We start from the raw sequence: 26746 nt of genomic DNA, 5'->3' as shown, positions 1-26746 counted from the left end.
AATTCAAAAATGCCTATATCTCCAAATTTCACATCAGTTTTAAGCAAAGACTGGGAAATCAATTTCACGCAATGTACACCAAACGGTTTTTTAAAATATACTGATTTGTGCAATATTTTACAACTTACAGCGGCCGCACATTCTGAACTTGGAGGCATCAGTTTCTTTGACATGCAGGAATTTCATCAGGCCTGGGTTTTAAGCCGAATGAGAGTTGAAATAAGTGCTTTACCAAAATGGCAGGATATTGTTACTGTAAAAACATGGATTAACAGTTTAGAAAATTCACGTTCCGTTCGTGCATTAGAAATGTATGTTAACGGAAAAAAAATAGTAGGCTGCGAAACGTATTGGGCTGTTTTTAATACACAATTGCGCCGTCCTGAAGCTTTGGCTTTGCCCTACGAACATTTTGAATTATTTCCTGAAAACAGAGCAACAACTGAAGGTTTTTCAAAAATAAATATCAATCATGATAAAGAAGTCGTTTTTGAAAAAACAGTTTACTTATCAGATTTAGACATTGTAAATCACGTAAATAACGTTAAATATCTGGAATGGTGCCTGGATCATGTTGATCCAAAAAGAATTCTAAAACAAGAAGTTAAAAGCTTCGAAATGAATTTCATGAAAGAGCTGTCTCTGAAAGATAATGTTGTTATTCATGAAAGTGAAGACGATGACCATACTACAGCTACATTCAGCATTACAAAAAATGAAAAGACTTGTTTTGCTTTAGAATTGCACTGGAAATAATATTTCAGATTCAAATAAAAAAAAGCTGTATTCCAAAATTGGAAATACAGCTTTTTACATTTAAATTAAAAATCACTTTGATTTCTTTTTTGAATCCTTTTTCGATTTCTTAGGTTTCTTTTTATTTTCAAGCAACTCAATTTTGCCTTTAATTCTTTTTTCAACTTCTGTAATATCAGAATCAAAAGCGAACTGTAAAGTTGTAAGTTTAGCATTTTTAATTTCTTTTAAAGCTTTTTTAAACTCTTGTTTCGCTTCAAGAAGAATAGCTTTCTGTACAAATATATCCGATTTATTTATTCCCTTAATTGTCAACGCAAAATCGATCAATTTTTGAGCTTCCTCATAATCTTCATTCAGTATTAAGGTTTTAAGGTAATACGGATAAACTTCAAGCGCATGAATATTAATGGCTAAAGCCTCTTGAAAATAGTTTTTGGCTTCTTCATAATTCCATAGCTGCTCAGCCTGAATTCTTCCATACAAACACAAAACCATTGTATTTTTTGCATCATATGAAAAAGCATAATCTAAAGACTCAATTGTTTCTTCAAGCGAATAGGGATAATTATCCAAAGCCTGAAAAAGGTATTTATCAATTGTTTTCATTTCGTAAATCTTGTTTTAATTTCTGACGAGTTCCTTTATAACTTTTCGTTACTTTATTCCTTTTGAAATCACTTCCGGTAAAAACTCTCACAGGATTACCACGTTCAATATTAAGCTGGTTTTCCCATTGTTTACCAACGTGATTCTTAAGCTGAATCAGTTTTTCGTCTTCTAATTTTTTTAATAATCTTTCTGTTGCCAGTTTTTTGTTTTGGTGTTGTGAGCGGCTGTCCATTGAAACTACTGCAATTCCCGATGGAATGTGAGTTGCTCTTATCGCTGAACTCACTTTATTCACATGCTGTCCACCAGCTCCTGAACTTCGCATAGCCTGATATTGAATATCATTTTCTGAAACTGCTGCCTGTTTTTGCGGTTCGATTTCAAAAATCCCGATAAACCAGTTTTTGCGTTTGTGCATTTTTCGAAACTGACTCTGCCCAATCCATTGTATAGTCCCAATCCATGAATCTACAAATTGAGCTGCATTTCTTCCTTTTACAGAAATCGAAGCTGTCTCAACAGTTCCATTTTCCTGACCTGCTTCTCTTTGTAACAAAACAGTTTCTACTTGCTGTTCCTGAGCTTCTTCCAAAACTTTCTTAAGCACTTGGGCAACAACCCAAGTACATTCTGCAGGTCCACGACCTGCCGTTATCTGAATTATTTTTTCCACTTTAAATATCTTTTATCTGTCCATTCTAACGATTTTTGGAGTAAAAGTTCCCAGAACTTCAACCAAATCCGTTTGATTAGCCATCACTTTTGTAATGTCTTTGTAAGCCATCGGAGCTTCATCAATATTTCCTCCAATTAGAGTTACGTTGTTGGCTTTCAAAACCTTTTTGATTTCACTTTGTGTGAAAGTACTTTTACATTTCGCTCTCGAAAACAAACGTCCAGCTCCGTGCGAAGCCGAATTTAAACTTTCCGCATTTCCTTTTCCTTTCACAATGTATCCAGGCGCAGTCATCGATCCTGGAATAATTCCTAATTGACCTTCTGCCGCCGGTGTTGCACCTTTTCTATGCACAATACATTCTTGCCCGTTAAACATTTCTTTCCAGGCAAAATTGTGATGATTTTTTATCGTCACAACTACTCTTTTTCCTATTGCTTTGGCGATTCTTCTATGAATATCATCATGACAAGCTTTTGCATATTCTCCTGCTAAATTCATTGCCAGCCAATATTCCTGGCCGTCATGCGTATTTAAGTCTAACCAGGCTAAGTGCTGTACATTTTTAGGCAAGGAACATTGCTTTGTTGCCAAGTAAGTATAATGTTTGGCAATATTAGCACCCAAACCCCGTGAGCCGCTATGTGACAGAACAGCAAAATATTCTCCTGCTCCTAACTTCCATTCATTTTCAGGATTATCAATTTTTGCAATTCCAAATTCTACAAAATGGTTTCCACCACCAGAACTTCCTAATTGCTTATAAGCTTTTGGCAAAAGATTCTTTAACAATGGAATATACTGAAATTCACTTTTGTAAAAAACTTCATGATCTACTCTTGAAGCATGAACTTCATTCATTCCAAACTTGGTATTATCTTTTAAAATTGCTTCTAATTGATGTTCTTTTCCTTTGAAATACGATGACGGTAAATCAAAAATTGAAAGACTCATTCGACACCCAATGTCTACTCCCACACCGTACGGAATCACTGCATTGTCTGTTGCCAGAACTCCGCCAATTGGTAATCCATAACCTGAATGTGCGTCTGGCATTAAAGCCCCTGCAATTGAAATTGGTAATTTTAATGAATCATACAACTGAAATTTAGCTTGTTGATCAATATCATTTTCTCCAAAGATGGTAAAAGGTGCCCGTGTATTTTTCAACTGATGCATTCTAACCTGAACAGGATTTATCAAACCTTCTGCTACTTTTCCCCAGGTTCCGTTTCCTTCAAACTTTTCCGGATGAAGTAAAACCTCTTTAGCTTCTGTTAGAATAGATTCCTTTTTTTCTCTTTTTCTATATCTGTTTATTTGCCCTAAGGCAATGTTTATTGAATTGTTTTTTGGAAAGCCTAATTTAATCAGGTCTTTTCCGGATAATTTATTTCCCATAAATTTTTTAATTATTCTTGTCGTTTTGCAAACAGATGCTTTTCAAACTTGATTAGTCTGAATAAAACATGAGTGTGCGGAATCTTTTATCCTTTTCGGATAAATAATAAAATCAATTATTCGGGAAAATTTGAAGTGTCTAGAATAAAAAAGCCCGAAACTAAATGTCTTCGGGCTTTTTATATATCTAAAAAAGAATTTCTAAGATTGAAATAAGCCACGAAGAAGCGCTGCACCAAATCTGTTTGGTGTGAAGCTTTGTGATGTCGATGTAAGTACAAACATTTCTCTTCGTTTTAAAGGGTTATTATTTTTTTCGCCTGCAAATATTCAGAATTGTTTTTTGATTTTCCAAATTTATTTTAGGAAAATTCATGTAAAAATAATTTTAGCAGCAAAAATCATCAATAAAAATAAAATTATTGTGTTGATAATGAGCAATATAATAATTTAAGAATAAATTTATCATTCTTTATTTTTTGAAAAAATAAGGCATAAAAAAAGCTCTGATTTCTCAGAGCTTTCTTTACTATTTCATTAGTTTGGGTGAATCTTATTATTCAGTTACTTTGCTTTTAACAACCAATCTGAAACCTTCTCCGTGAATGTTTAAGATTTCAACATCTTCATCAGCTTTTAAGTATTTTCTAAGTTTAGCGATGTAAACGTCCATACTTCTTGAAGTAAAATAGTTGTCATCTCTCCAGATTTTTGTTAATGCTAATTCTCTTGGCATTAAATCATTTTCATGAAGAATCAACATTTTAAGTAATTCGTTCTCTTTTGGAGATAATTTTATTGGCTCTTCGTTTTCGAAAGTTAAAAATCTAAGTTTAGAATTTAAATGGAATTTACCAATATTAAATTCAAACTGCACTTGTTCTGCTTTTGTATCAGCAGATTTTCTTTGAATAATCGCTTTGATTTTCATCAATAAAACTTCTGAATCAAAAGGTTTATTCAAATAATCATCAGCACCAGCTTTATAACCTTTTAACACATCCTCTTTCATAGATTTTGCAGTTAAGAAGATAATTGGCACTTCACTATTCTTTTCTCTAATTTCTTTGGCTAAAGTATAACCATCTTTATAAGGCATCATTACATCAAGAATACATAAATCGTATACATCTTTCTTGAATTTTTCGAAACCTTCCATACCGTTTTTAGCTAAAGTAACTTCAAAGTCATTTAACATTAGATAATCTTTAAGAACTGCCCCAAAATTAAGGTCATCTTCTACTAAAAGTATTCTTTTGTTATTATTTTCCATATTTTAATTTATTAATGGTATTTTTATTATAAAGGTGCTACCTTTTCCTTTTTCGCTTTCAACATATACTTGACCATTGTGATCTTCCACTATTCTTTTTACATAAGCCAGACCTAAACCATGTCCTTTTACGTTATGTAGATCTCCTGTATGCTCTCTGTAAAATTTCTCAAAAACTCTTTTTTGAGCAACTTTACTCATACCAAGTCCATTATCTTTTACTTTTATCAGAATCATATCTTTGATATTTTCTGTAAAAATTTCAATTTCCGGAACATCTGGAGAATATTTTATTGCATTCTCTAATATATTTACCAAAACGTTTGTAAAATGCACTTCATTTACCAAACACGTAGTTCTTGAAGCATTTAGATGTTTTACAACCGTTCCGTGTCTATCTTCTAAAATTAGGTTTACATGTTCAATTGCATCATCAATAATATCGTGAATTGCAGTTGGTTCTTTTGTAATATCAAGTTCTCTTTTTTCTAATTTAGAAATACGAAGAACATTTTCAACCTGAGCATGCATTCTTTTATTTTCGTCCCTGATCATTTGGAGATAACGAAATACTTTTTCTTTATCTTCAATAATTTTAGGATTCTTTATCGCATCAAGTGCCAAATTTATAGTGGCAATTGGAGTTTTAAACTCATGCGTCATATTGTTTATGAAATCTGTTTTAATTTCAGAAATATGCTTTTGACGCAACAATTGATTCAATGCACTTGTGTAAGCAATTATTATAATCAATGTAAATACAATTGATAATATTGTAATACTTAACAACTCTGATAACAAAAATTTCTTTTTATATGGAAAGGTTATATATAGCTCATATTTACTATTTCCTTCATTATCAGTATATATCGGAATATGATAGCTTGCATCTTTATCAAAATGAAACGCATCCGATTTTACTTTTGTTGGCAAACCACTGTTAAGAACTCCAAATTCAAATTTGGTTTTTACACCATATTCTTCTAATTCTTTTTTTAATAACTTATTAAGTTTGTCTTTTGTAATCCTTCCTTCAATTGGCGTTAAAGAAGCAATATCTTTATATTGAATTTGTTGTTGTACTTTATTTAAAATATCTAAACTTCCTGATTTTTCAATTTTTAAATCCGGAATTATACTTTGTCCTAAAGCATTATTATCAATACCATTATTGTTATTATAAACTTCTGTTACACGTTTAGAACTGAAATTCTTAAACCTTTCACTACTGAATTTTTTATTAAATAGTGAGCCGCTTATATCATAATCTTCCGAAGTCAGCGTATTAGAATAAACAATAGTTTTATTTGTTTTGGTATTTCTCTGCACATAAAGAACTTCCAGTAAATCTTCTTTCTTAGGAATTTTACCAGTACTATCTTTTATACGATTATATTTGTCATAAAAACTGTATTCTTCTTGTTGCTCAAGTTTATCAGCAACATTACCAATTACCTGAGTAACGTGATATTTAAATTGTTCGTCATTATTTTTGAACGAAGAGTTGAACCAAAATACCTGAACCAGAATAATCCCTATTAAGGACAAACTCATAAGCAAAACAAGTATTCTAAAAAATAATTTATTCATCGAAACAAAATTAATATTTTAACAATATACTAAATAATACATTAACCAAATATTAACATTTAAGACTGATTTTGTTTAATATCTAAAATTTTAAGAATTTTAACAACTTCTTCTTTAGCAATTTTAAGATTTACGTTATTAATAACAAAATTGCTTCTGGAAATTCGATCTTCGTCTTTCCATTGCATTTGCATTCTGCTCAAAACTTGAGATCGAGTGGTATTATCACGCTCTAAGACCCTGTTAATTCTAACTTCTTCCGGTGCAGTAACTGTTATTATAAAATCACACTCTTTGTATCGGCCACTTTCGAATAAAATAGCTGCTTCGTAAATTACGTACTCATAATTTTTATGTTGCAATAACCATACCTCAAAATCGCTTTTTACGGCTGGATGTACTATTGCATTTAATTGTGCTAATTTTTCTTTGTCATTAAATACAATTTCAGCAAGTTTGGCTCTGTTTAAAACATTATTGTCAAAAACAATTTCTCCAAATACATTTTTCACCTCTTTTATAACATGTTCCAACTGCATTACTGCTCTTGCACCGTCATCGGCTATATAAACAGGAATTCCCATTTCTGCAAAATAATTAGCGATGGTTGTTTTTCCACTACCAATCCCTCCTGTTAAACCGATAACCTTTGTCATATTATATTTTAAAAAACATACGAGGAAAAGCTTCTTGTGGCTTTTTCTTTAAAAGAATAATTTTTACAAATGATTTTAAAAACCCTGTTCCATATCCATAGAATTGTTTCCAAACCGCTATTACTGACAAGTATCCTATTTTAATACTTTTATTTTGAATGCTTGCTGCAAGAAAAATCACAACGAAATATACGAAATATAATTGTAATAAAATATCAATATTGAAAATTAACAGTAAAAAAGCTAATAATAAACCTAGTATAAAAAAGGTAGGAAAGAAGAAGGTTAATTTATTATGTTCCGGATACCAACTATTTAATATTGGTCTTGCAATTCCAAACTTGTGTACCTGAATAGAAAATTTCTCCCAATCAATTCTACGTTTATGATAAACATATGCCTCAGAAAATAATCTCGTTTCAAAACCTAGATTCCATAAACGAATTGACAAATCCGGATCCTCACCTGGATGAATATTTCCAAATCCTTTCGAAGCTTCAAAAGCTTTTTTAGAAATCCCCATATTAAAACTCCTTGGCTGAAACTTATTGATTTTTTCAGAACCACCACGAATTCCTCCAGTTGTCAAAAATGAAGTCATAGCAAAATTGATTGCTTTCTGAATATCTGAAAAACTATCCAATGCTTTATCAGGTCCGCCAAAACAATCTACGTATTCTTTATTTAGCGCTTTACGCACCTCAGTTAAATAATTAGGCGGAATAATACAATCTGAATCAAATATGATAAAATAATCTCCTCTTGCCTTTTGCATCCCAAAATTCCTCGAATCTCCCGGGCCTGAATTTTCTTTAAAGTAATAGGATATATTCAATTTTCCCTGATAGGTCATCACCACATCTTTACATGGAATCGATGAACCATCTTCAACAAGAACAATTTCAAAAGGTTCATTATAATCAGATTTTGAGAGACTTTCTAAAAGCTCATCAACTTCATCTGGACGATTATACACGGGTATAATTAAAGAAAAAATCATAATGGGATGTGCGGTATTAAAGTGGCAATTTTTTTAATTTCAAAATTTTAACAAAGATATGGTATATTCATAAAAAAACCACCAACTTTAGGTTGATGGTTTTTACATATAGTGATAAGTTATTACTTAATACTTTCAATATTTACAACTTCATTTGCTTCAGCTTTATAATCAACTCCAGCAAATTCAAATCCAAAAAGATTTAAGAAATCATTTTTGTATCCAGCTAAATCTCCAATAGCCGGCAATGTTTCAGTTGTAGCTTCTTCCCAAAGTTTAGCCACTTTAGCCTGAACATCATCACGCATTTCCCAATCATCGATTCTAATTCTGCCTTTTTCATCTACAGGAACATCAGATCCAGTGTATAATCTGTCCTGGAACAAACGTTGAATTTGCTCGATACAACCTTCATGAATTCCTTCTTCTTTCATAATTTTATATAAAAGAGAAATATATAATGGAATTACCGGAATTGCAGAACTTGCCTGAGTAACTAACGCTTTGTTTACAGAAACATAAGCTTGTCCTCCGATAGATTTCAAACTATCAGTAATAGAGAAAGCAGTAGCCTCCAAATGATCTTTTGCACGTCCGATTGTACCTTTACGGTAAACTGCTTCAGTCAATGATGGCCCAATATAAGAATAAGCAACTGTTGTAGCGCCTTCAGCTAATAAATTTTCATTTTTTAAAGCATCCATCCACATAGCCCAGTCTTCTCCACCCATTACAGCTACAGTGTTTTCAATATCTTCTTCATTTGCAGGAGCGATAGAAACTTCTGTAACATTTCCGGTATGAAAGTCTACTGTTTTATTTGTAAAAGTTTGTCCAATTGGTTTTAAAACTGAACGATGTGTTACTCCTGTATTTGGATTCGTACGCATTGGTGAAGCCAAACTGTAAATAACTAAATCTACCTGACCTAAATCAGCTTTAATTAAATCTAATGTTTGTCTTTTAATTTCGTTTGAGAAAGCATCTCCATTGATACTTTTTGCATATAGACCTGCTTTATGAGCTTCAGCTTCAAAAGCTGCAGAATTATACCATCCCGGAGAAGCTGTTTTTCCTTCAACTGGCGGTTTCTCAAAAAATACTCCAATTGTAGCTGCATCAGATCCAAAGGCACTTGTAATTCTTGAAGCTAAACCAAAACCGGTCGAAGCTCCAATTACCAATACTTTCTTAGCACCTGCAATTGCTCCTTTTGATTTTATATATTCTATTTGATTTTTTACATTTTGTTCGCATCCTTTTGGGTGTGATGTCAAACAAATAAATCCTCTCATTCTAGGTTCTATAATCATATTTTTATTATTTATTCGTTCATTTCCAATCATTAAAGTGAGGTAGATGATTAGGTTATTTACGTTTATTGAATTAGTTTTAAGATGACAAATATAAAGTATTTCTTTAGTTCAACAAGGCTTTGGCATGATTTAAAGCCGAATCAGAGACAACTGCTCCAGATAACATCTGGGCAATTTCGATAACTCTTTCGTCCTGAGACAAAAGCTTTAATTCTGATTGTGTATCATTGTCAACTGTTGATTTAAATACTTTGAAGTGCGAATCGCCTTTTGCTGCAATTTGAGGTAAATGTGTAATGGCAAAAATTTGCATGTTTCTACTCATCTCTTTCATAATCTCTCCCATTCTGATAGCAATTTCTCCAGAAACTCCAGTATCAATTTCATCAAAAATTAAAGTTGGCAATTTTGAATATTGCGCTAAAATTGCTTTAACAGCCAGCATAATACGTGACATTTCTCCTCCGGAAGCTACTTTTTTCAATAACCCAAAATCAGTTCCTTTATTGGCAGAGAATAAAAATTGCAATTCATCTTTTCCATTTTGAAAATAGTTTTCTGATGGCAAAAGTTCAATATTGAAACGAACATTTGGCATTCCTAAAGTTTCCAGAATCGAAATTAATTTATTTGATAAAACCGGAATTGCATTTGCTCTATTTTGATGAATTTCAGCAGAAAGACCATCTAATTCCTGAACTTTTTGCGCTATTGAATTTGTCAATAAAGCGATTTCTTCTTCTATATTCCCTAATTCGATAACAGCGTTTTCTAAATTGGTCTGAATTTGAAGTAATTCATCAACAGAAATTACCTGATGTTTCTTTTGCAGATTATAAATCAATTGTAATTTCTGATTTGTAAGTTCCAGCTTTTCAGGATCGTTTAACAATTTCTCAGAAACATTTTGCAACTCTCTTGAAACATCATCAAATTCAATCGCTACACTGGTTACTCTTTCAAATAAACTTTGATATTCTGTCGAAAATGGGGCGATTTTTTGAAGAGAAGCTTTTATCTCGTTCAAATTATGAAAGACTCCAAATTGCTCTTCATTTGCAATAACCAAAGATTTATCTATTGATTCTTTTATAACTTCGACATTATTTAGCTTTTCAAATTCGGCTTCTAGTTCTTCCTGCTCGCCAGATTTTAATTTAGCAGCAATCAATTCATTTAATAGAAAAGTATTGTATTCCTGCTCTTTACCGGAATCACTTTGTTTTTTCAACAAAGCATTTAATTTTGACTTATCTGATTTATACTCTTTCAATAGCTTTTGGTATGATACAATCACATCAAAATTATTGGCAATAGCATCGATTATTTTAAACTGAACCGTTTCATCTGATAATTCCTGAGTTTGCTGTTGCGAGTGAATATCAATCAAAAATAAACTTAAATCTTGTAATTCCTGAAGATTTACCGGACTATCATTGATAAAAGCACGAGATTTTCCCGAAGGTAAAATTTCACGTCTTATAATGGTGTCATCTTCATAATCAAGATCATTTGCTTCAAAAAACTCTTTTAAGTTGTATTTAGAAATTTCAAATTGCGCTTCAATAATACATTTTTCTTCTTTATTTTTTAAAGAAGTTAAATCGGCTCTTTTCCCCAAAACCAATCCCAAGGCACCCAAAATAATAGATTTTCCAGCACCGGTTTCACCTGTAATTATAGAAAAGCCTTTTGAAAAATCTATTGATAATTTTTCAATCAGAGCATAGTTTTTAATTGACAGCGAAGTAATCATAGGATAAAATGTAAATAGTAGAAATTAATAAAATAGTAAAAATCGAAAATAAATTAATATTTAATTTGCGACCATTTGGTAGAATTCAGAGGCGACACTTTATTCAAAACATCGGACAAATCGCTTACTGTAATATTTGGACCTCCTGAAAAAATAGACACAATCTCATCTGATTTTGCATCAAAAAACACCCGGGTTAAAAAGGCATTCGGTTTAACCGAATTAAATTTACCAATAAGCAATAATGAAGATTTAATTCTTTCTTTAGCTCCTTTTAAATCATCACTCATTTTATCTAAACCATTATGATATAAATAAGTAACCTGACGCAAATCACTATACATTGGCGAGATCATATCGGTTATTAAATAATAACGATTTTGAATTCCATCAGCCTGGCTCCATCCTTTATAACCGCCCTGTTGTGCCACATTTGCAATATTTTGAGCAGTCTCAAGATATTGATTTCCTGCTCCCATTTGAAACGAATCTGCATCCATTCCCAAAATTAAGTAACTATAAAAAGAAACTACTGATACTAAATTAGATTCAAAAGTGGTAGGATTAAACAACAATGGTTCATACTCTGTGTAACGAAAACTAAAATCCTTATCGTTAAAATTAAATATAGGAGAAGAGTATGTTGAATTAAAAATCAATCTCGAAGATTGTACCTGAATTGTTCCTGAAAACTGATCAGAATTATTTGATGATAAGGTAATATACATCGAACAATTAATACGCTCGTTTTGTTTTAACACTGCCCCTGTCCAATCTGTTTTATTAAGAAATTCAGATAAGGACGTCTGGAGTGTTTTAAAAACCTGCTGATTAGGATTTGGCAGCCTTTCAGTATTAATAGTTACGGTGCAATTTAGCTGTTGCGCTTGTGTAAAGCCAAAAATTAAAAATACTAAAAGAGTAACTATTTTTTTCATAGAAAGATACTGTTTGCGTTGGCGTAAATATAAAAGACTAATGCTTGTAATGAAATCTTAAAATCAATTATAATTTTGCAAAATGCACAATCACCTTGTTTAAAATATCAACTGCTACTGATTCTTTTGATTTTAGTTCCATTGGCTCAATTTTAAAATCTTTATCAATAAAAGTAACTTTATTGGTTTCTTTTTTAAAACCTGCGCCTTCATCCTGCAGAGAATTAAGAACAATCAAATCTAAGTTTTTTTTCTGAATTTTCAGCTTAGCATTTTCAATTTCATTTTGAGTTTCCAGAGCAAATCCAATTAAAAACTGATCTTTTTTAATCGCTCCCAACGATGCCAGAATATCTTTTGTTTTTTCAAGCTCAATTGAGAATTCATCTGCAGCTTTTTTAATTTTCTGTAAAGCAACAACTTTCGGCTTATAATCAGCAACCGCCGCTGCCGCTATAGCAACATCAACCTGATTATAATGTAAATGACATGCATCGTACATTTCTTGCGCCGAAACAACATTTATAACTTCAACTAAATTATTTTTAGTTTTAAAATGAGTTGGACCAGCAACTAAAATAACTTGTGCACCTAATTTTGCCGCTTCATTAGCAATATCAAAACCCATTTTTCCGGAGGAATGATTTCCTATAAAACGTACAGGATCTATCGCTTCGTATGTTGGTCCGGCAGTAATTAGTATTTTTTTTCCTTTAAGTGGCAGTTTACTTTCTAAATCGGCCTCAATAAAAGCAACAATATTTTCTGGTTCGGCCATTCTTCCTTCTCCAGACAAACCGCTGGCAAGCTCACCATTTTCAGCAGGAATAATAACATTTCCAAACTGTTTTAAGGCAGTAAAACTAGATAAAGTTGAAGGATGCTTGTACATATCCAAATCCATTGCCGGAGCGAAATAAACAGGACATTTAGCCGATAAATAAGTTGCAATAAGAAGATTGTCACAGTTTCCTGTCGCCATCTTAGACAATGTATTGGCAGTTGCCGGAGCAATTAACATTAAATCAGCCCAAAGTCCTAATTCAACATGATTATTCCAAACGGCATCTTCGTCATCCTGATTAAAGAAAGTAGAGTGAACAGGATTTTTTGATAAGGTTGATAACGTAAGTGGAGTTACAAAATCCTTAGAAGCAGGTGTCATTATCACTTGGACATGTGCACCTGCTTTTATAAAAAGTCGTACTAATGAGGCTGTTTTATAGGCTGCAATTCCACCAGAAACTCCCAGTAAAATTTTCTTCCCGTTTAAAACTGACATTATACTATATTATTTGTTTGAACCTCTGTGGTAAGTTTTTCCGTCTAACCATTCCTGAACAGCTAAAGCGTGTGGTTTTGGTAATTTTTCGTAAAATTTAGAAACTTCAATTTGTTCTTTATTTTCAAAAACTTCTTCAAGACTGTCATTATAAGTAGCAAACTCTTCTAATTTTTCAGTTAATTCTTTTTTAATTTCAGAATTAATTTGATTTGCTCTTTTAGCCATAATGGTAATTGCTTCATACACATTTCCTGTTGGCTCTTCAATAACAGTTTTATTGTATGTTATTGTATTTACAGGAGCATTCGTCTTTTTTAAATCCATGACTTTATTTATTTAGTAAATTTTTGTAAATCTGTTTCAACTCTGGCATACATTTCGTCTGCCTGTTTTTTGTATTTTGTATCGCTTTTATACTTCAACAAGTTATTATAAGCAACTTTAGCAATATTAAGACGCTCTTCCATTTTTGAAGGAATACTGTTTATCGCTAATTGATATGCTGAATCATATTTGTAGAACAAAGCATCTTCTTTTAAAGGGGTTCCCGGAAAATCAGCAATAAAATTATCAAAAGCAACTAGTGCAGATTTATAATCTGAAATAGTATTATATCCTTTAGCATTTTCATATGCTTTTTTCTCTAACTTTCCATTCAAAATTTTCACTGCCTCGTTAGCCTGAGCGATGTACTCTGAATTTGGATAATTATCAATAAATGTTTGTAATTTCTCTAAAGCTTTTACAGTGTCAGCCTGATCTAAACTATAAACCGGGGCCAATTTTGAATAACTGTAAGCTCCTAAAAATGCAGCTTCCTGTACTTTTTCACTACGTGGATACCCTGAAACAAAACTTTCAAATTGATAACCAGCTAAATAGTACTGTTTTGTTTTGTAATAAGATTGTGAAAACATATAAAAAAGCTTTTCAGCCTGAGGTTTACCTCTATATGATGGTGCCAATTGCTCAAAAAGACGAATTGCTTTTGAATATTTTCCCGCATCATACATCTTTGTTGCCATTTCAAACTTAGCCGCAACATCTTCATTTTTCAAGGCTTTTTGGTAATCACTACAAGAACAAAAAAGGACAACAACAATTAATAGAGATACTATTTTTTTCATTTTCTTACTTTTATTATGATTTCTTAGACAATTATGCCAAAGCAAAATCACACCGAAGTTCCGGTGGCAAATTTAGTTATTAATTTAGCTACTACAAAATATTTTTTGGTATAATAAAATACCGGTAATTTTACTCTAATTTAATGCTGTTTTTAACAAATTTATTCAATCTTTCTGCCAATGAATCATCAACAATTACCAAAGGCAAACGTACTGTATTGTCAGCAATACCAAGGGCTTGAAACACTTGTTTGATTCCGGCTGGATTTCCCTGCTCAAAAATCATATCAATACAGTCTGACAAAAAGTATTGTGTTTTAAATGCTTCATTTACTTTTCTGTTCAGACCTAAACGGATCATTTCTGAAAATTCTTTAGGAAATCCCTGCCCGATAACAGAGATTACTCCTGCTCCACCAGCCAAAACAATTGGCAAAGCAATCATATCATCACCAGAAATCACAAGAAAATCTTTTGGTGCATTTTTTAGCAATTGCAAAGCCTGAGCCATATCACCTGCTGCTTCTTTTATCGCTACAACGTTACTAAAATCATTTGCAAGACGAATCACCGTTGCAGGCAACATATTACTTGATGTTCTTCCTGGAACGTTATATAAAATTACCGGAATTGGCGAAGCTTCAGCAATAGCTTTAAAATGCTGATAAATTCCTTCCTGCGTTGGCTTATTATAATAAGGAGAAACAGAAAGAATAGCATCAAAAGCAGAAAAATCTCCTGTTTTTAATTCCTCAACAATCTGCATTGTATTATTGCCACCAACACCAAGAACTAAAGGCAATCTTCCTTTATTAGTATCAATTACTGTCTTTATAACTAATTCTTTTTCGGCTTGTGTCAAGGTAGCATTTTCAGCCGTTGTTCCCATAACCACAAGATATTCAACTCCTCCATCAATCGAAAAATTAACGATGCGTTGTAAAGCTTCGATATCAACTGAAAAGTCTTTTTTAAATGGGGTTACAAGAGCAACACCAGTTCCTATTAATGATTGCATATTCTATTTATAATTTATTTTATACTTTTTAAATACTTAAACAATTCGGAAACGAATAGTTTATAATTTTCCAATTTGGTATCAATCATCCATCGATTTAATCTTTTATCGACTGAAGCTAATCCTACCTTAAACTTCGCTTTTGATTTACTTGTTGTCATCATTAAAATCGGTTTTTCGATATCATAATAGCTAATCAAAAGATCGAATTCTGTTTCAGTAAATTCATTCAAAAATTCTTCAGTAAACTCCCCTTTCCAATTAATCTGTTTTTTGGAAAAAGTAGGTCTCGAATACGTTTTTTTCTTTTCTAATTTACCTCTATATGCAACAATTTTTATGCTTTCAGGAGCAATTCCGTGAAGAATCAACTCTTTTACTAATTCCTTTGAATGACGAAATTCGCTTTCATCTATCAATAAACCAATTGTTTGCACATTGCTTGTAAAGACTTCGTTTTTGACAATATGCAGGCTATTTTTTAATGATTTTTTTACAAAAAATTCCTTTATATAATTTAAAAACATAGTACTTTTACCAGATTACAAAATTAATTATTTAAGTCGCATTTAAGATGGTAAAACTAAAAAAGTATAACGGATTTTTAAAACTTTTTGTTATATTCTTAACACTTTTTTTTATATTTTCCTGTAGTCAGAAAAATTATAATTTGACGAAGATAGAAGGAAAACAACTTCCGATAACAGAAAAAGGTAATGAAACTCCTCAAATTGAAAATTTTATCAAACCTTATCGCGATCATATTAATAAAGATTTAGACAGTGTTTTGGCTTATTCTCCTGAAACTCTTGACAAAAGCTCTGGAAAATGGCAAACTACTATTGGAAATTTAATGGCCGATGTTTGTTTAGAAAGAGGAAATTTAGTTTTTAAAACACGTGAGAAAAAAAGTATCGATTTATGTTTATTAAATCATGGTGGAATTCGTGCCATTTTGCCAAAAGGAAATGTAACAACAAGAACGGCTTACGAAATTATGCCTTTTGAAAACAGTTTGATTGTTGTTGCCTTGAGCGGCAATCAAATCCTTGAAATTGCAAGCTATATTATTAAGGAGAAAAAACCTCAACCACTATCTGGAATGACTTTTACGATATCAAAAGATAATACCGCCAAAAATATTCTGATTCAGGGAAAACCTATAGATGTTACTAAAACTTATTATGTAGTTACTAATGATTACCTAGCTAATGGTGGTGACAACATGAATTTCTTTTTAAAAGCTAGTGATAAATTTGACTTAAATTATAAAATCAGAAATGTGCTGATTGATTATTTTAAAGAGGTTGATACTATCCCGGTTAAAACCGATGTTCGAATTACTGTCGAATAAAACATTACTACTCAAAAATTAAATTACTGCACTTAGGCAAAAAATATATACAATGAAAAGAAGAGAATTTATCGAGAAAACAGCTGCAAGTACTGCCCTACTAAGTTTAGGTTTGTCATTAAGTAGTTTTGAAACTAACGATATTAAGCATTTAACTATTTTGCACACTAATGATGTTCACAGTCATATAGATCCTTTTCCGGCTGATGATCCGCGTAATGCAAATAAAGGTGGTGTATCTCGAAGAGCAACTTTGATTGAAGCTATCCGTAAGGAAAATCCAAATGTACTTTTGTTAGATGCAGGTGATATTTTTCAGGGAACTCCTTATTTTAATTATTATGGAGGCGAACTTGAATTTAAGTTGATGAGTATGATGAAATACGATGCCTCAACTATAGGAAATCATGATTTCGACAATGGTCTTGATGGTTTGTATGCACAAATGCCTCACGCAACTTTTGAATTTATCAATTCGAACTATGATTTTAAGAATACCGTAATGAACGGACTGGTAAAACCTTATAAAATCTTCAATAAAAACGGAATTAAGGTTGGTGTTTTTGGATTAGGAATTGAACTTAACGGTTTGGTCGACAAAAAAATGTATAAAGAAACTGTGTATAACAATCCGGTGGAAATTGCACAGGACATGACGCAAAAACTAAAAAAGGAAGAAAAATGTGATCTGGTTGTTTGTCTTTCTCACTTAGGTTATAATTACAAAGATGATGAATCTAAAATTTGCGATTTAAAACTGGCTGAATTGACACAAGATATAGATTTAATCATTGGTGGACATACTCATACATTTCTTGACAAACCAACTATTGTAAAAAATAAGGCTGGAGAGAATGTATTAGTTAATCAGGTAGGTTGCTACGGAATAAACTTAGGCCGTATCGATTTTTATTTTGATAAAGATAAAGCCCACACCAATCAGGGGAAATCAATTATTGTATAATACTTTTTTCTGTAATTTTGATCTTTCAAGAAAATATTCGACCATAAAATAGTAGGCCAGAATTTGCGTAACATCCCTGATTAAGACCAATACAACGGAGTATGAAAAGTATTCATTGAAAATATAAAATATATCTGAAAAGATATAGCAGACTGCCATTAATGACATTATCAAAGCAATATGTGTTCCTTTAGTTATGTAACGTACAAAGCAAAAATAACTCAAAACACTAAGAACAATACCGTAAAAAGTATAAAGCGTATTGAATTTTTTCATATTATCTGACTGCAGACTTAAAACAGATACCAGTAAATAAACTATAAATATTACCACTATTGATATTGGCAAGATATCTTTTTTAGTTAGTTTAATTTTTTCACGCTCCGATATGAAAATTTTTAAAAGAAGTAAATAGACCACCAAAAAACTTAACACCGCTCCAATTTCTGAAACCTCAACATCCATAAGATCAAACACCTGACCCACAAAACAAAATAAAAAAACGAAAGCTTCTGTTTTCCCTATTTTAAATTCACTGCTAACAAAAAAATAGAAAAATATGGCCGGCAATACTATTGCCTTGGCATAAATCGCTATATATTCCTGTTCTGTCCAATCAAAAATGATGGTAAACAGCAATGCCAGAAAATACAAAATCAACGACGGTTTATTCGCTTTCATTCAGTTTAGTTATAAAATCTTCCTCAGATAATATCGGAATATTTAATTTATTGGCTTTTTCTAATTTGGCTGGACCCATATTATCTCCTGCAATCACAAAATCTGTTTTTGCAGAAATGGAGCTTCCAACTTTCCCACCATTATCTTCGATTGTTTTCTTTAATTCATCTCTCGAAAACTGAGTAAAAACTCCTGAAACAACAAAAGTTTTTCCGATGAATTTTTCTGTAGCATTTGGGTTGATTTTTTCTACTATTTCGAATTGAACTCCATAACTTTTTAGGCGTTCAATTATTTTTTGATTTTCTTCATTTTCAAAAAACTCGATTACACTTTTTGCAATTCGTTCTCCAATTTCATCAACTAATATTAATTCCATTAAAGAAGCCTTACTTAGTGCATCAATATTTTTGTAATGTTTGGCTAATTTTTTAGCAACGGTTTCACCAACAAAACGGATTCCGAGCGCAAACAAAACGCTTTCAAACGGAATTTCTTTTGATTTTTCAACACCGTTTACCAGATTCTCAGCTGATTTTTGCGCCATTCTTTCTAAATGGAGAATATCCTCAACTTTCAATTCGTATAAATTAGCATAATTATGAACCAAATCATTCTTAAAAAGCAACGCAACGGTTTCACCACCAAGACCTTCAATGTCCATAGCTTTTCTTGAGATGTAATGTTGGATTCTACCAATAATCTGTGGAGGACATCCGTAGAAATTCGGACAATAATGATTTGCTTCACCTTCTGTACGAACTAATTCTGTCTGGCATTCCGGGCAATGTGTAATATATTCTGTTTTTACTGAATTTTCAGGACGTTGCTCTAAATCAACAGCTATAATTTTTGGAATAATTTCTCCTCCTTTTTCAACAAAAACAGTATCATTTATTCTGATATCTAATTTCTCAATCTGATCTGCATTGTGTAAAGAAGCTCTTTTTACGATCGTTCCGGCTAATTGCACCGGTTCTAAATTTGCAACCGGAGTGATTGCTCCTGTGCGTCCCACCTGGTAAGAAATTGACTTTAATTTAGTGGAAACCTGTTCTGATTTAAACTTATAAGCAATAGCCCAACGTGGTGATTTTGCAGTATATCCTAATTCTTGCTGATGCTGAATACTATTTACTTTAATAACAACTCCATCCGTTTCGTATGGTAATTTATGACGATGAACATCCCAATAATCAATAAAGTCGAAAACTTCGTGCATGTTATTCACCAACTTCGCTTCAGTTGGTACTTTAAATCCCCAATTCCTAGCAGATTCTAATCCTTCAATTTGAGAAGAAAAAGGTAAGTTATTGCTGGTAACTGAGTATAACAAACATTCTAACGGGCGTTTTGCAACCTCCGCACTATCTTGTAATTTTAAACTTCCTGAAGCCGTGTTTCTTGGATTTGAGTATGGCGTTTCTCCAATCTCAATTAATTCCTGATTCATTTTTTCGAAACCTTTTAAAGGTAAAATAATTTCACCTCGGATATCGAATTTCTCAGGATAATTTCCTTTTAATTGTAAAGGAATTGATTTTATTGTTTTAATATTATTTGTTACCTCATCTCCCTGAAAACCATCTCCACGTGTTAACGCCCGAACTAATTTTCCGTTTTCATAGGAAATACTAATCGAAGCTCCATCATACTTTAATTCACAGGTATATTCTAATTTGACATTTCCTAAAACTCTCTGAATTCGGTTTTCCCAATCTAACAGATCTTCTTTAGAATAAGAGTTATCCAAAGAATACATACGATATTGATGCGCAATAGTTTTAAAATTCTTGGTAACGGTTCCCCCTACACGTTGCGTTGGCGAATGTTCGTCAAAAAATTCAGGATTTTTTTCTTCCAAATCCTGTAACTGTTTTAATTTAATATCAAAATCATAATCTGAAATTGTGGCGTTATCTAGCACATAATAATTGTAGTTGTGCTGATTAAGTTCTTCTCGTAATGCCTGAATTGTTTCTTGAATACTCATAAAATATTAAAATGATGCGGATTGTAATGTTGAATAACTGAATATCAAAATTAGAATTATTTTCGCTGAAAAACATCAAAAAACAAAAGTTTTAAAAAATCAAAAATCAAGCTGCAAAAAGATGCAACTTGATTTTCTTCTTGTCCACTATTCTTAAAAAAGAATTAAACAAAACCAACTTCCAAATGGTTTCTTCGTTTTATATTTTTACACTGATTATCAAATAATTAGAGTGCAAATATAAAACTATTTTTGAATAATGATGAAGTCAGAACGTCTATTTAACAAATGTTCATCTTCTGTGCATTTTACTCCATTTTTACATTTATTAATCAATCGGCTTTCCCCATAGCCAATTGCGCTTTCGATTCGAGACGGATCAATATCCTGTGAAACAATATAATCTCTTGTTGACTTCGCTCTGTTATCAGAAAGTTTCAGGTTATATGAATCTTTTCCACGAGAATCAGTATGTGATTCAATCTTGATTCTGATGTTTGGAAATTTTTTCATAATAAAAACTACTTTTGTTAACTCTTCGATTGCAAGAGGCGTAATGTCATATTTATCGTAATCAAAGTAAATTGGGTTAACATCAACTTTTTCAACTCCTTTCTTTTTAACAACTAAATCATCATAATTGCTTAATTCGAAATTAATATCTTTGATCTCAGCACCGTTTTCCTTTGTCGTTTCTACTGTTTTCTCATCACTGCTATAATTTGGTTTTGCAGCAATCATCTTAACTATTTTTCCACACGGAACTTCAATAGCATATTTACCTTCATAATTAGTTTTGGTTTCGCCAAAAACATCACTATAAGAGTTATAGGCCATAATAGAAACATCAGGCAGTGGCAATTTAGTTTTACGATCTATTGCAATACCAGAAATGCTTTGATTACATACCGGTCTCCCTTTAGTAAATGAATAAATATCATCATCCCCTTTTCCTTCTGCTCTGTTGGAAGAAACATATCCGTAGTTTTCTGCGCTATCAATTACAAAAGTAAAATCATCTTTATTACTGTTAATTGGAGCTCCCATATTTACGGGATCTGAGAAAGTTCCGTCAGCTAATAATTTACTTTCATATACATCCAGGTCTCCAAAACCGTAGTGTCCATCAGAAGAAAAATACAGTTTTCCGTTGCGAAAAAATGGGAAAAGATCATTTCCGATAGTATTAATCTTTGGTCCAAGATTAACAGGTGAACTCATTGTTCCGTCAGCTGCTATTTTTACATAATACAAATCGGTTTCGCCAATACCTCCCGGCATATCTGAAGCAAAGAAAAGCCATCGTCCGTCTTCGCTTAAAGAAGGATGTCCCACAGAATAATCATCACTATCAAAGAAAACCTTTTGTGAGTTTTCTAATTTGTTATTTATAATCTCACCTTTAACAATTTGAAAATTATTCGTTTTAGTTTCATCGATAACCAACTTATTCTTTTTAACGATGTTTGTTGAATAATAAATTGTCTTTCCATTAGAATCAAAAGAAGCTGTTGCCTCGTGATATTTGGTCATTACATTTGGAAGAAATACTGTTTCGTTAAACAAACTTCCATCTGCAGGATTTCTTTCAGCAACATACAAGTTCAGAAAAGGCTGATTGTTCCATGTATACAGCTTTTCGCTAAACTTTGTTGTATCTCTGGCCGATGTAAATACAATCCGATCTTGAAAAAAGGTAGCTCCAAAGTCAGATTTACTCGTATTAATATCCAGATTTTTGACTGTGTAAAGAGATTTTGCTTTGGCTAAACTATCCATTTGCTTCTTTTGTGCAACGTATCTGTTTACTTCATTCTGATCTCCTTTTTTAGAAAGATATTCTTTTGTCATTTTATCTGCTTCATCATAATCCATAACCCCTTTCAAGGACTGAATATAACGCAGATAGTAAATATCAGTTAAATTATTGCCTTGAACCTCGTATAATTTTTTGTACCATTTTAAAGCATTTCTGGCATCTGAAATAAAATAATACGAGTCGGCAGCGTTCTTTAACGTTTGAGCGGTTGGACTTTTGATGTTCTGTAAAATTTCTTCGTAAGCTTTTGAAGCATCAGCGTAAGCATAATTTCTAAACAGGGCATCTGCCTTTTTTAAATTAGTCTGAGCAAAACTAAACGTAAAACTCAAAACTAAACTTAGGATATATAATTTTTTCATAGGTTTTACTTTTAGAAGAATCGAGGGGATTTAATTTTACTTTCGCCTTTGTTAAACTGATAACGCAAGATAATTTCGTGCGAACCATCATTGTATTTATTCAGATCGCTAACAGTGTAATCAAAAGCGTATCCAATATAAAAACTTTTAGATATCTGAAAACCTGCCAGGATGCTTATAGAATCATCTGTTCTATAAGAACCTCCTATTACAAATTTCTCGGCAATCATAAAATTCGCAGAAACATCTGCAGTAAGCGGAGCTCCACTCACTGCTTTTACTAAAAATGCTGGTTTAAATTTTAAATTTGGATTCAAATCAAAAACATAACCTCCCATTAAATAGTAATGCAAACGGTCATAGTCAATTGATTCCTGAACATCATCGTAATAACTACTTTGAATAAAACTCGGAACTGAAAGGCCTAAATACCATTTCTCAGTATAATAATAGATCCCCGCACCAACTGCCAGTTTTGCCTGATTGTCGATATTTTGATTTAACAAAACATCATTTGGATCATAATATCTCCCTTTTGACCAATCAACATTTAACATTCTCATCCCTGCTTTTAACCCAAAGGCTAATCTTTTTTCATAGCCTAAAGGGAGTGAATAAGCAAAGTTTCCGTCAAGATACAATTCGTTTGATGGACCAATTTTGTCATTAACGACACTTAATCCTAAACCTATTTGTTCATTTCTAAGTGGTGATTGAATGGTAAACGATTGCGTTTCTGGCGCCCCATCAATTCCAATCCATTGAGAGCGGTATAAAAGTGCTGCTTCTAAAGTGCCGGTAGATCCAGCATAAGCTGGATTTACCGCCATAGTGTTGTACATATATTGCGTGTACTCCGGGTCTTGTTGTGCACTGGCACAAAACGTGATAAAAGAACATATTAAGATGAAATACGTTTCTAATGATTTTATATATAGTTTCATAACGATACTTATTTAGTTTAATTAATTAGATGATTAATGCAGTTTGCTTATCTCATTATAGATAACCATCCTTTTTTAACCGTTCCGTCTCCAATGTCTATCACATAAAAATAAGTACCTGTTGGCAACATATCTCCTCTATTTATAACTCCAGATACATTGGCAGTTCCGTTCCAATCATTTTCATAATGTTGTTTACTGTATACTAATGCTCCATATCTATTATAAACTTTTAGCTCGTTATTTGGATAAGATTCGATACAGTCAATTCTGAAAAGATCATTTGCTCCGTCATTGTTTGGAGTGAACTCATTATAAACTGTCAAACAAATTGGATCAACAGAAACTGAAGCTGAATTGTTTGCTGCATCAACATCCAAAGGAGTTGAAATTTCAACAGTTGCGACACTTAAGTAATCACCGCCTGGCAATACTTCTGCAACAATAGTAAGTGTAACACTTTGACCAGCATTTAAAGTTGGAATGGTCCAAAGTGCCGTTGCCGGATTATAGGTTCCTGCAGTTGTACTGGTACTTACCAAATCATAACCGCTAGGTAGTAAATCACTAACTACTGTATTTATAAAATTACCTTGTCCAACATTATTAACAGTTACTGTAAATGTTATTTGTTCTCCAAAATTTGGAGTTGGATTACTCACTGTGTTGGTAATTGTTAAATCAGAACAAGTAGCAACCGTAACATTCAATGTTTTAGTGGTCGTTTCGTCACAATTATTGATGTACGTAACTGTCACTTTACCTGGTCCTATATCAGACCATGAAATAGTAGCAGAACCATCAGCGTTTCCTCCGCCAGAAGTAATTGTTCCGTTAGTTACTGACCATACATAGTTTGATTTTCCGTTTGCGATTGAATATGTCACTCCCTGGAAAACACATGGTGTATCATCAGTAGATGCAAGTTGTACAAGAGCATCATTTTCGAAATTAATTGTTACCCCTAATCTTGTAGCGCTTTCGCAACCATTTGTTGTATTACTAAGAGCACCAGCATAATAAGTTCCAGCCGTAAGTTGTGTATTTGCTGCTAAAGGTGTACCACCTGTTGCTGAAGAATACCATACTACGTTTGTTTCATTTACCAATATATTAGCAACAGTTGGTAATTTTGACAAACAGAATGTTTGTGTTGTTCTTGGTGTTGTTATAACACCAGGAGTGTTCACATTTATTACAACTGCCAATCTTACCGGATTCTCACAACCAATTGTACTTGAAACAGCACCATAATAAGTTCCTGTAACCAAAGCTGTTGTTGCTGGTAATGCTGTTCCGCCTGTTGCTGTGTTATACCAAACTACATTTGCCTGATTAACCTGAATATTGGCAACTGTTGGTGCATTTAATGAACAGAAGTTTTGAGTTGCAGAATTTGTAGTTGGTGTAGCAGCAGGATTGTTTATGCTTACTGTTACTTGCAAACGAACAGTACTTTGACAACCCGTTACCGGATCTAAAATTGCTCCGTAATAAATTCCGTTTGTTAAAGCTGTTGTTGAGGCAAGTGCTGTTCCACCAGTTAAAGTGTTATACCAAACTACATTTGTCTCGTTTACCTGAATATTAGCAACTGTTGGTGAACTAGTAATACAGAAACTTTGAGAAGCATTCATAGTTGTAGGTGTTGCAGGATTACTTACTTTAATAGTAACTTGTAATCTGATTGCACTTAAACAATTTGTTGTCGGATCTAAAATAGCTCCGTAGTAAATGCCACTTGCTAAAGCTGTTGTTACCGGAATTGCTGTTCCTCCAGTTTGAGTACTAAACCAAACTACATTTGCTTCATTCACTTGGATATTAGCAATTGTTGGCGCATTTATTAAACAGAAATCCTGCGTATTATCTGCTGTAGTTGGTCTTCCTGGATCTGTTACATTTATTGTAACTTGTAAGCGAACAGAACTTTCACAACCTGTTGCAGGATCTTTTATAGCTCCATAATAAACTCCACTTGTTAAGGCAGTTGTTGAAACTAATGAAGTTCCACCAGTTGCAACGCTATACCAAACTACATTTGCCTCATTAACCTGAATATTGGCAATTGTTGGCGCACTAATTAAACAGAAATTTTGTGTTGTAGCTGTCGTGGTTGGTGTTAACGGATCACTAATATTGATTGTTACTTGTAATCTTGTAGCACTTTCACAATTTGTTACCGGATCTAAAATAGCTCCATAATAAATGCCATTTACTAAAGCTGTAGTTACTGGAATAACTGTTCCGCCTGTCGGAGTGTTGTACCAAACTACATTTGCTTCATTCACCTGGATATTAGCAACTGTTGGTGCATTTACCAAACAGAAATCTTGTGTATTATCTGTAGTACTTGGCGTTCCTGGATCAGTTACACTAATGACAATAGCTAATCTAACATTACTCTCACAAGTAGTTGTCGGATCTTTGATTGCAGCATAATAAGTACCTGTTGTAAGCGCAGTTGTGGATGGAATCAAATTTCCTCCTGTCAAAGCATCGTACCAAACAATATTTGTAGCTGGGCTAACATCGATAGTGGCAAAAATCGGTGCATTTACCAAACAGAATTCCTGCGCTGTATCTGTAATCACTGGTGTTCCAGGATCGGTTACGCTTATGGCAATGGCTAATCTAACATTACTCTCGCAAGTAGTTGTCGGATCTTTGATTGCAGCATAATAAGTACCTGTTGTAAGCACAGTTGTGGATGGAATTAAATTTCCTCCTGTCAACGCATCATACCAAACAATATTCGTAGCTGGGCTAACATTTATAGTGGCAAAAGTCGGTGCATTTACCAAACAGAATTCCTGAGTTGTATCTGTAATCACTGGTGTTCCAGGATCAGTTACGCTAATGGTAATGGCTAATCTAACATTACTCTCGCAAGTAGTTGTCGGATCTTTGATTGCAGCATAATAAGTACCAGTGGTAAGAGCTGTTGTGGATGGAATCAAATTTCCTCCTGTCAACGCATCATACCAAACAATATTCGCAGCAATAGCTGGACTAACGTCGATAGTGGCAAAAGTCGGTGCATTTACCAAACAGAATTCCTGTGCTGTATCTGTAATCACTGGTGTTCCAGGATCAGTTACACTAATGACAATAGCTAATCTAACATTACTCTCGCAAGTAGTTGTCGGATCTTTGATTGCAGCATAATAAGTACCAGTGGTAAGAGCTGTTGTGGATGGAATCAAGTTTCCTCCTGTCATCGCA

The 26746-nt window shown here is 32.8% G+C and carries 23 protein-coding genes; 3 read left to right on the top strand and 20 right to left on the bottom strand.

Translation table 11 applies throughout. The features are described 5' to 3' along the window. The first annotated feature begins 9 nt into the window (after positions 1-9). On the top strand, positions 10-756 hold the full coding sequence (locus AC1RRN_RS02735) for an acyl-[acyl-carrier-protein] thioesterase (RefSeq protein ID WP_492965825.1): 747 nt from the start codon (positions 10-12) through the stop codon (positions 754-756). A 72-nt stretch (positions 757-828) separates the two neighbouring features. Here AC1RRN_RS02735 and AC1RRN_RS02730 read toward each other — a convergent pair whose 3' ends face one another. The 15 genes from AC1RRN_RS02730 to AC1RRN_RS02660 all read right to left on the bottom strand — a co-directional run bounded on the left by AC1RRN_RS02730 (position 829) and on the right by AC1RRN_RS02660 (position 15931). Beyond that, on the bottom strand, positions 829-1365 hold the full coding sequence (locus AC1RRN_RS02730; RefSeq protein WP_492965824.1) for a hypothetical protein: 537 nt from the start codon (positions 1363-1365) through the stop codon (positions 829-831). Next, complete coding sequence (gene prfH / locus AC1RRN_RS02725) at positions 1352-2041, bottom strand: peptide chain release factor H (protein WP_492965823.1); 690 nt, start codon at positions 2039-2041, stop codon at positions 1352-1354. Before prfH ends, AC1RRN_RS02730 begins: the two co-directional genes overlap by 14 nt. A 12-nt stretch (positions 2042-2053) precedes the next feature. Beyond that, positions 2054-3445 carry an RtcB family protein gene (locus tag AC1RRN_RS02720; protein ID WP_492965822.1) on the bottom strand — a complete coding sequence of 464 codons (1392 nt, stop codon included), beginning with the start codon at positions 3443-3445 and terminating at the stop codon, positions 2054-2056. A 556-nt stretch (positions 3446-4001) separates the two neighbouring features. Then, entirely contained in the window at positions 4002-4718 is a 717-nt protein-coding gene (locus tag AC1RRN_RS02715) for a response regulator transcription factor (RefSeq protein ID WP_099711827.1), read from the bottom strand. A gap of 3 nt (positions 4719-4721) precedes the next feature. Next, positions 4722-6308, bottom strand: a complete 1587-nt coding sequence (locus tag AC1RRN_RS02710; protein WP_492965821.1) for a sensor histidine kinase — start codon at positions 6306-6308, stop codon at positions 4722-4724. 59 nt (positions 6309-6367) lie between these two features. Next, positions 6368-6964, bottom strand: coding sequence for a dephospho-CoA kinase (gene coaE, locus AC1RRN_RS02705; RefSeq protein ID WP_492965819.1), 597 nt, complete (start codon positions 6962-6964; stop codon positions 6368-6370). Between the two features lies 1 nt (position 6965). After that, a complete protein-coding gene (locus tag AC1RRN_RS02700; RefSeq protein ID WP_492965818.1) occupies positions 6966-7964 on the bottom strand; it encodes a glycosyltransferase family 2 protein in 999 nt (332 codons plus the stop codon). 122 nt (positions 7965-8086) lie between these two features. Further along, positions 8087-9277: an enoyl-ACP reductase FabV gene (fabV, locus tag AC1RRN_RS02695; RefSeq protein ID WP_492965817.1), complete on the bottom strand. Its 1191-nt coding sequence runs from the start codon at positions 9275-9277 to the stop codon at positions 8087-8089. A gap of 106 nt (positions 9278-9383) precedes the next feature. Next, positions 9384-11036, bottom strand: coding sequence for a DNA repair protein RecN (gene recN, locus AC1RRN_RS02690; RefSeq protein WP_492965816.1), 1653 nt, complete (start codon positions 11034-11036; stop codon positions 9384-9386). 53 nt (positions 11037-11089) lie between these two features. Next, entirely contained in the window at positions 11090-11974 is an 885-nt protein-coding gene (gene porD, locus AC1RRN_RS02685) for a type IX secretion system protein PorD (protein ID WP_492965815.1), read from the bottom strand. A 67-nt stretch (positions 11975-12041) separates the two neighbouring features. After that, complete coding sequence (gene coaBC / locus AC1RRN_RS02680; RefSeq protein ID WP_492965813.1) at positions 12042-13256, bottom strand: bifunctional phosphopantothenoylcysteine decarboxylase/phosphopantothenate--cysteine ligase CoaBC; 1215 nt, start codon at positions 13254-13256, stop codon at positions 12042-12044. 9 nt (positions 13257-13265) lie between these two features. Beyond that, a complete protein-coding gene (locus AC1RRN_RS02675; RefSeq protein WP_007807938.1) occupies positions 13266-13583 on the bottom strand; it encodes a DNA-directed RNA polymerase subunit omega in 318 nt (105 codons plus the stop codon). Positions 13584-13591: 8 nt separating this feature from the next. Beyond that, positions 13592-14386, bottom strand: a complete 795-nt coding sequence (locus AC1RRN_RS02670) for an outer membrane protein assembly factor BamD (RefSeq protein ID WP_492965812.1) — start codon at positions 14384-14386, stop codon at positions 13592-13594. A gap of 130 nt (positions 14387-14516) precedes the next feature. Next, on the bottom strand, positions 14517-15404 hold the full coding sequence (gene dapA, locus AC1RRN_RS02665; protein ID WP_492965811.1) for a 4-hydroxy-tetrahydrodipicolinate synthase: 888 nt from the start codon (positions 15402-15404) through the stop codon (positions 14517-14519). 14 nt (positions 15405-15418) lie between these two features. After that, on the bottom strand, positions 15419-15931 hold the full coding sequence (locus AC1RRN_RS02660) for a DUF6913 domain-containing protein (protein WP_492965810.1): 513 nt from the start codon (positions 15929-15931) through the stop codon (positions 15419-15421). 47 nt (positions 15932-15978) lie between these two features. Here AC1RRN_RS02660 and AC1RRN_RS02655 point away from each other — a divergent pair, with 47 nt between their 5' ends. Then, positions 15979-16758, top strand: coding sequence for a 5'-nucleotidase C-terminal domain-containing protein (locus AC1RRN_RS02655; RefSeq protein WP_492965809.1), 780 nt, complete (start codon positions 15979-15981; stop codon positions 16756-16758). 52 nt (positions 16759-16810) lie between these two features. Further along, entirely contained in the window at positions 16811-17722 is a 912-nt protein-coding gene (locus tag AC1RRN_RS02650; protein ID WP_492965808.1) for a bifunctional metallophosphatase/5'-nucleotidase, read from the top strand. On the opposite strand, the gene AC1RRN_RS02645 is transcribed toward AC1RRN_RS02650, so the two are convergent. From AC1RRN_RS02645 to AC1RRN_RS02625, 5 genes are all read right to left on the bottom strand, one after another. Next, positions 17708-18403 carry a hypothetical protein gene (locus AC1RRN_RS02645; protein WP_492965807.1) on the bottom strand — a complete coding sequence of 232 codons (696 nt, stop codon included), beginning with the start codon at positions 18401-18403 and terminating at the stop codon, positions 17708-17710. The genes AC1RRN_RS02650 and AC1RRN_RS02645 overlap by 15 nt on opposite strands. Next, positions 18390-20396, bottom strand: a complete 2007-nt coding sequence (gene ligA, locus AC1RRN_RS02640) for an NAD-dependent DNA ligase LigA (RefSeq protein ID WP_492965806.1) — start codon at positions 20394-20396, stop codon at positions 18390-18392. The genes AC1RRN_RS02645 and ligA overlap by 14 nt, the downstream gene beginning before the upstream one ends. Before the next feature lie 246 nt (positions 20397-20642). Next, on the bottom strand, positions 20643-22577 hold the full coding sequence (locus tag AC1RRN_RS02635; RefSeq protein WP_492965805.1) for an OmpA family protein: 1935 nt from the start codon (positions 22575-22577) through the stop codon (positions 20643-20645). Between the two features lie 11 nt (positions 22578-22588). After that, positions 22589-23521, bottom strand: coding sequence for a PorP/SprF family type IX secretion system membrane protein (locus AC1RRN_RS02630; RefSeq protein WP_492965804.1), 933 nt, complete (start codon positions 23519-23521; stop codon positions 22589-22591). 47 nt (positions 23522-23568) lie between these two features. Then, positions 23569-26746 (bottom strand): Ig-like domain-containing protein (locus AC1RRN_RS02625; protein WP_492965802.1); only part of this gene is annotated, 3178 nt, incomplete at its 5' end.

The organism is Flavobacterium sp. GW821-FHT11G01 (genome assembly GCF_058808175.1).
The sequence above is the reverse complement of the archived record's forward strand: the minus strand, read 5'-3'. Positions and strand labels throughout refer to the sequence as shown.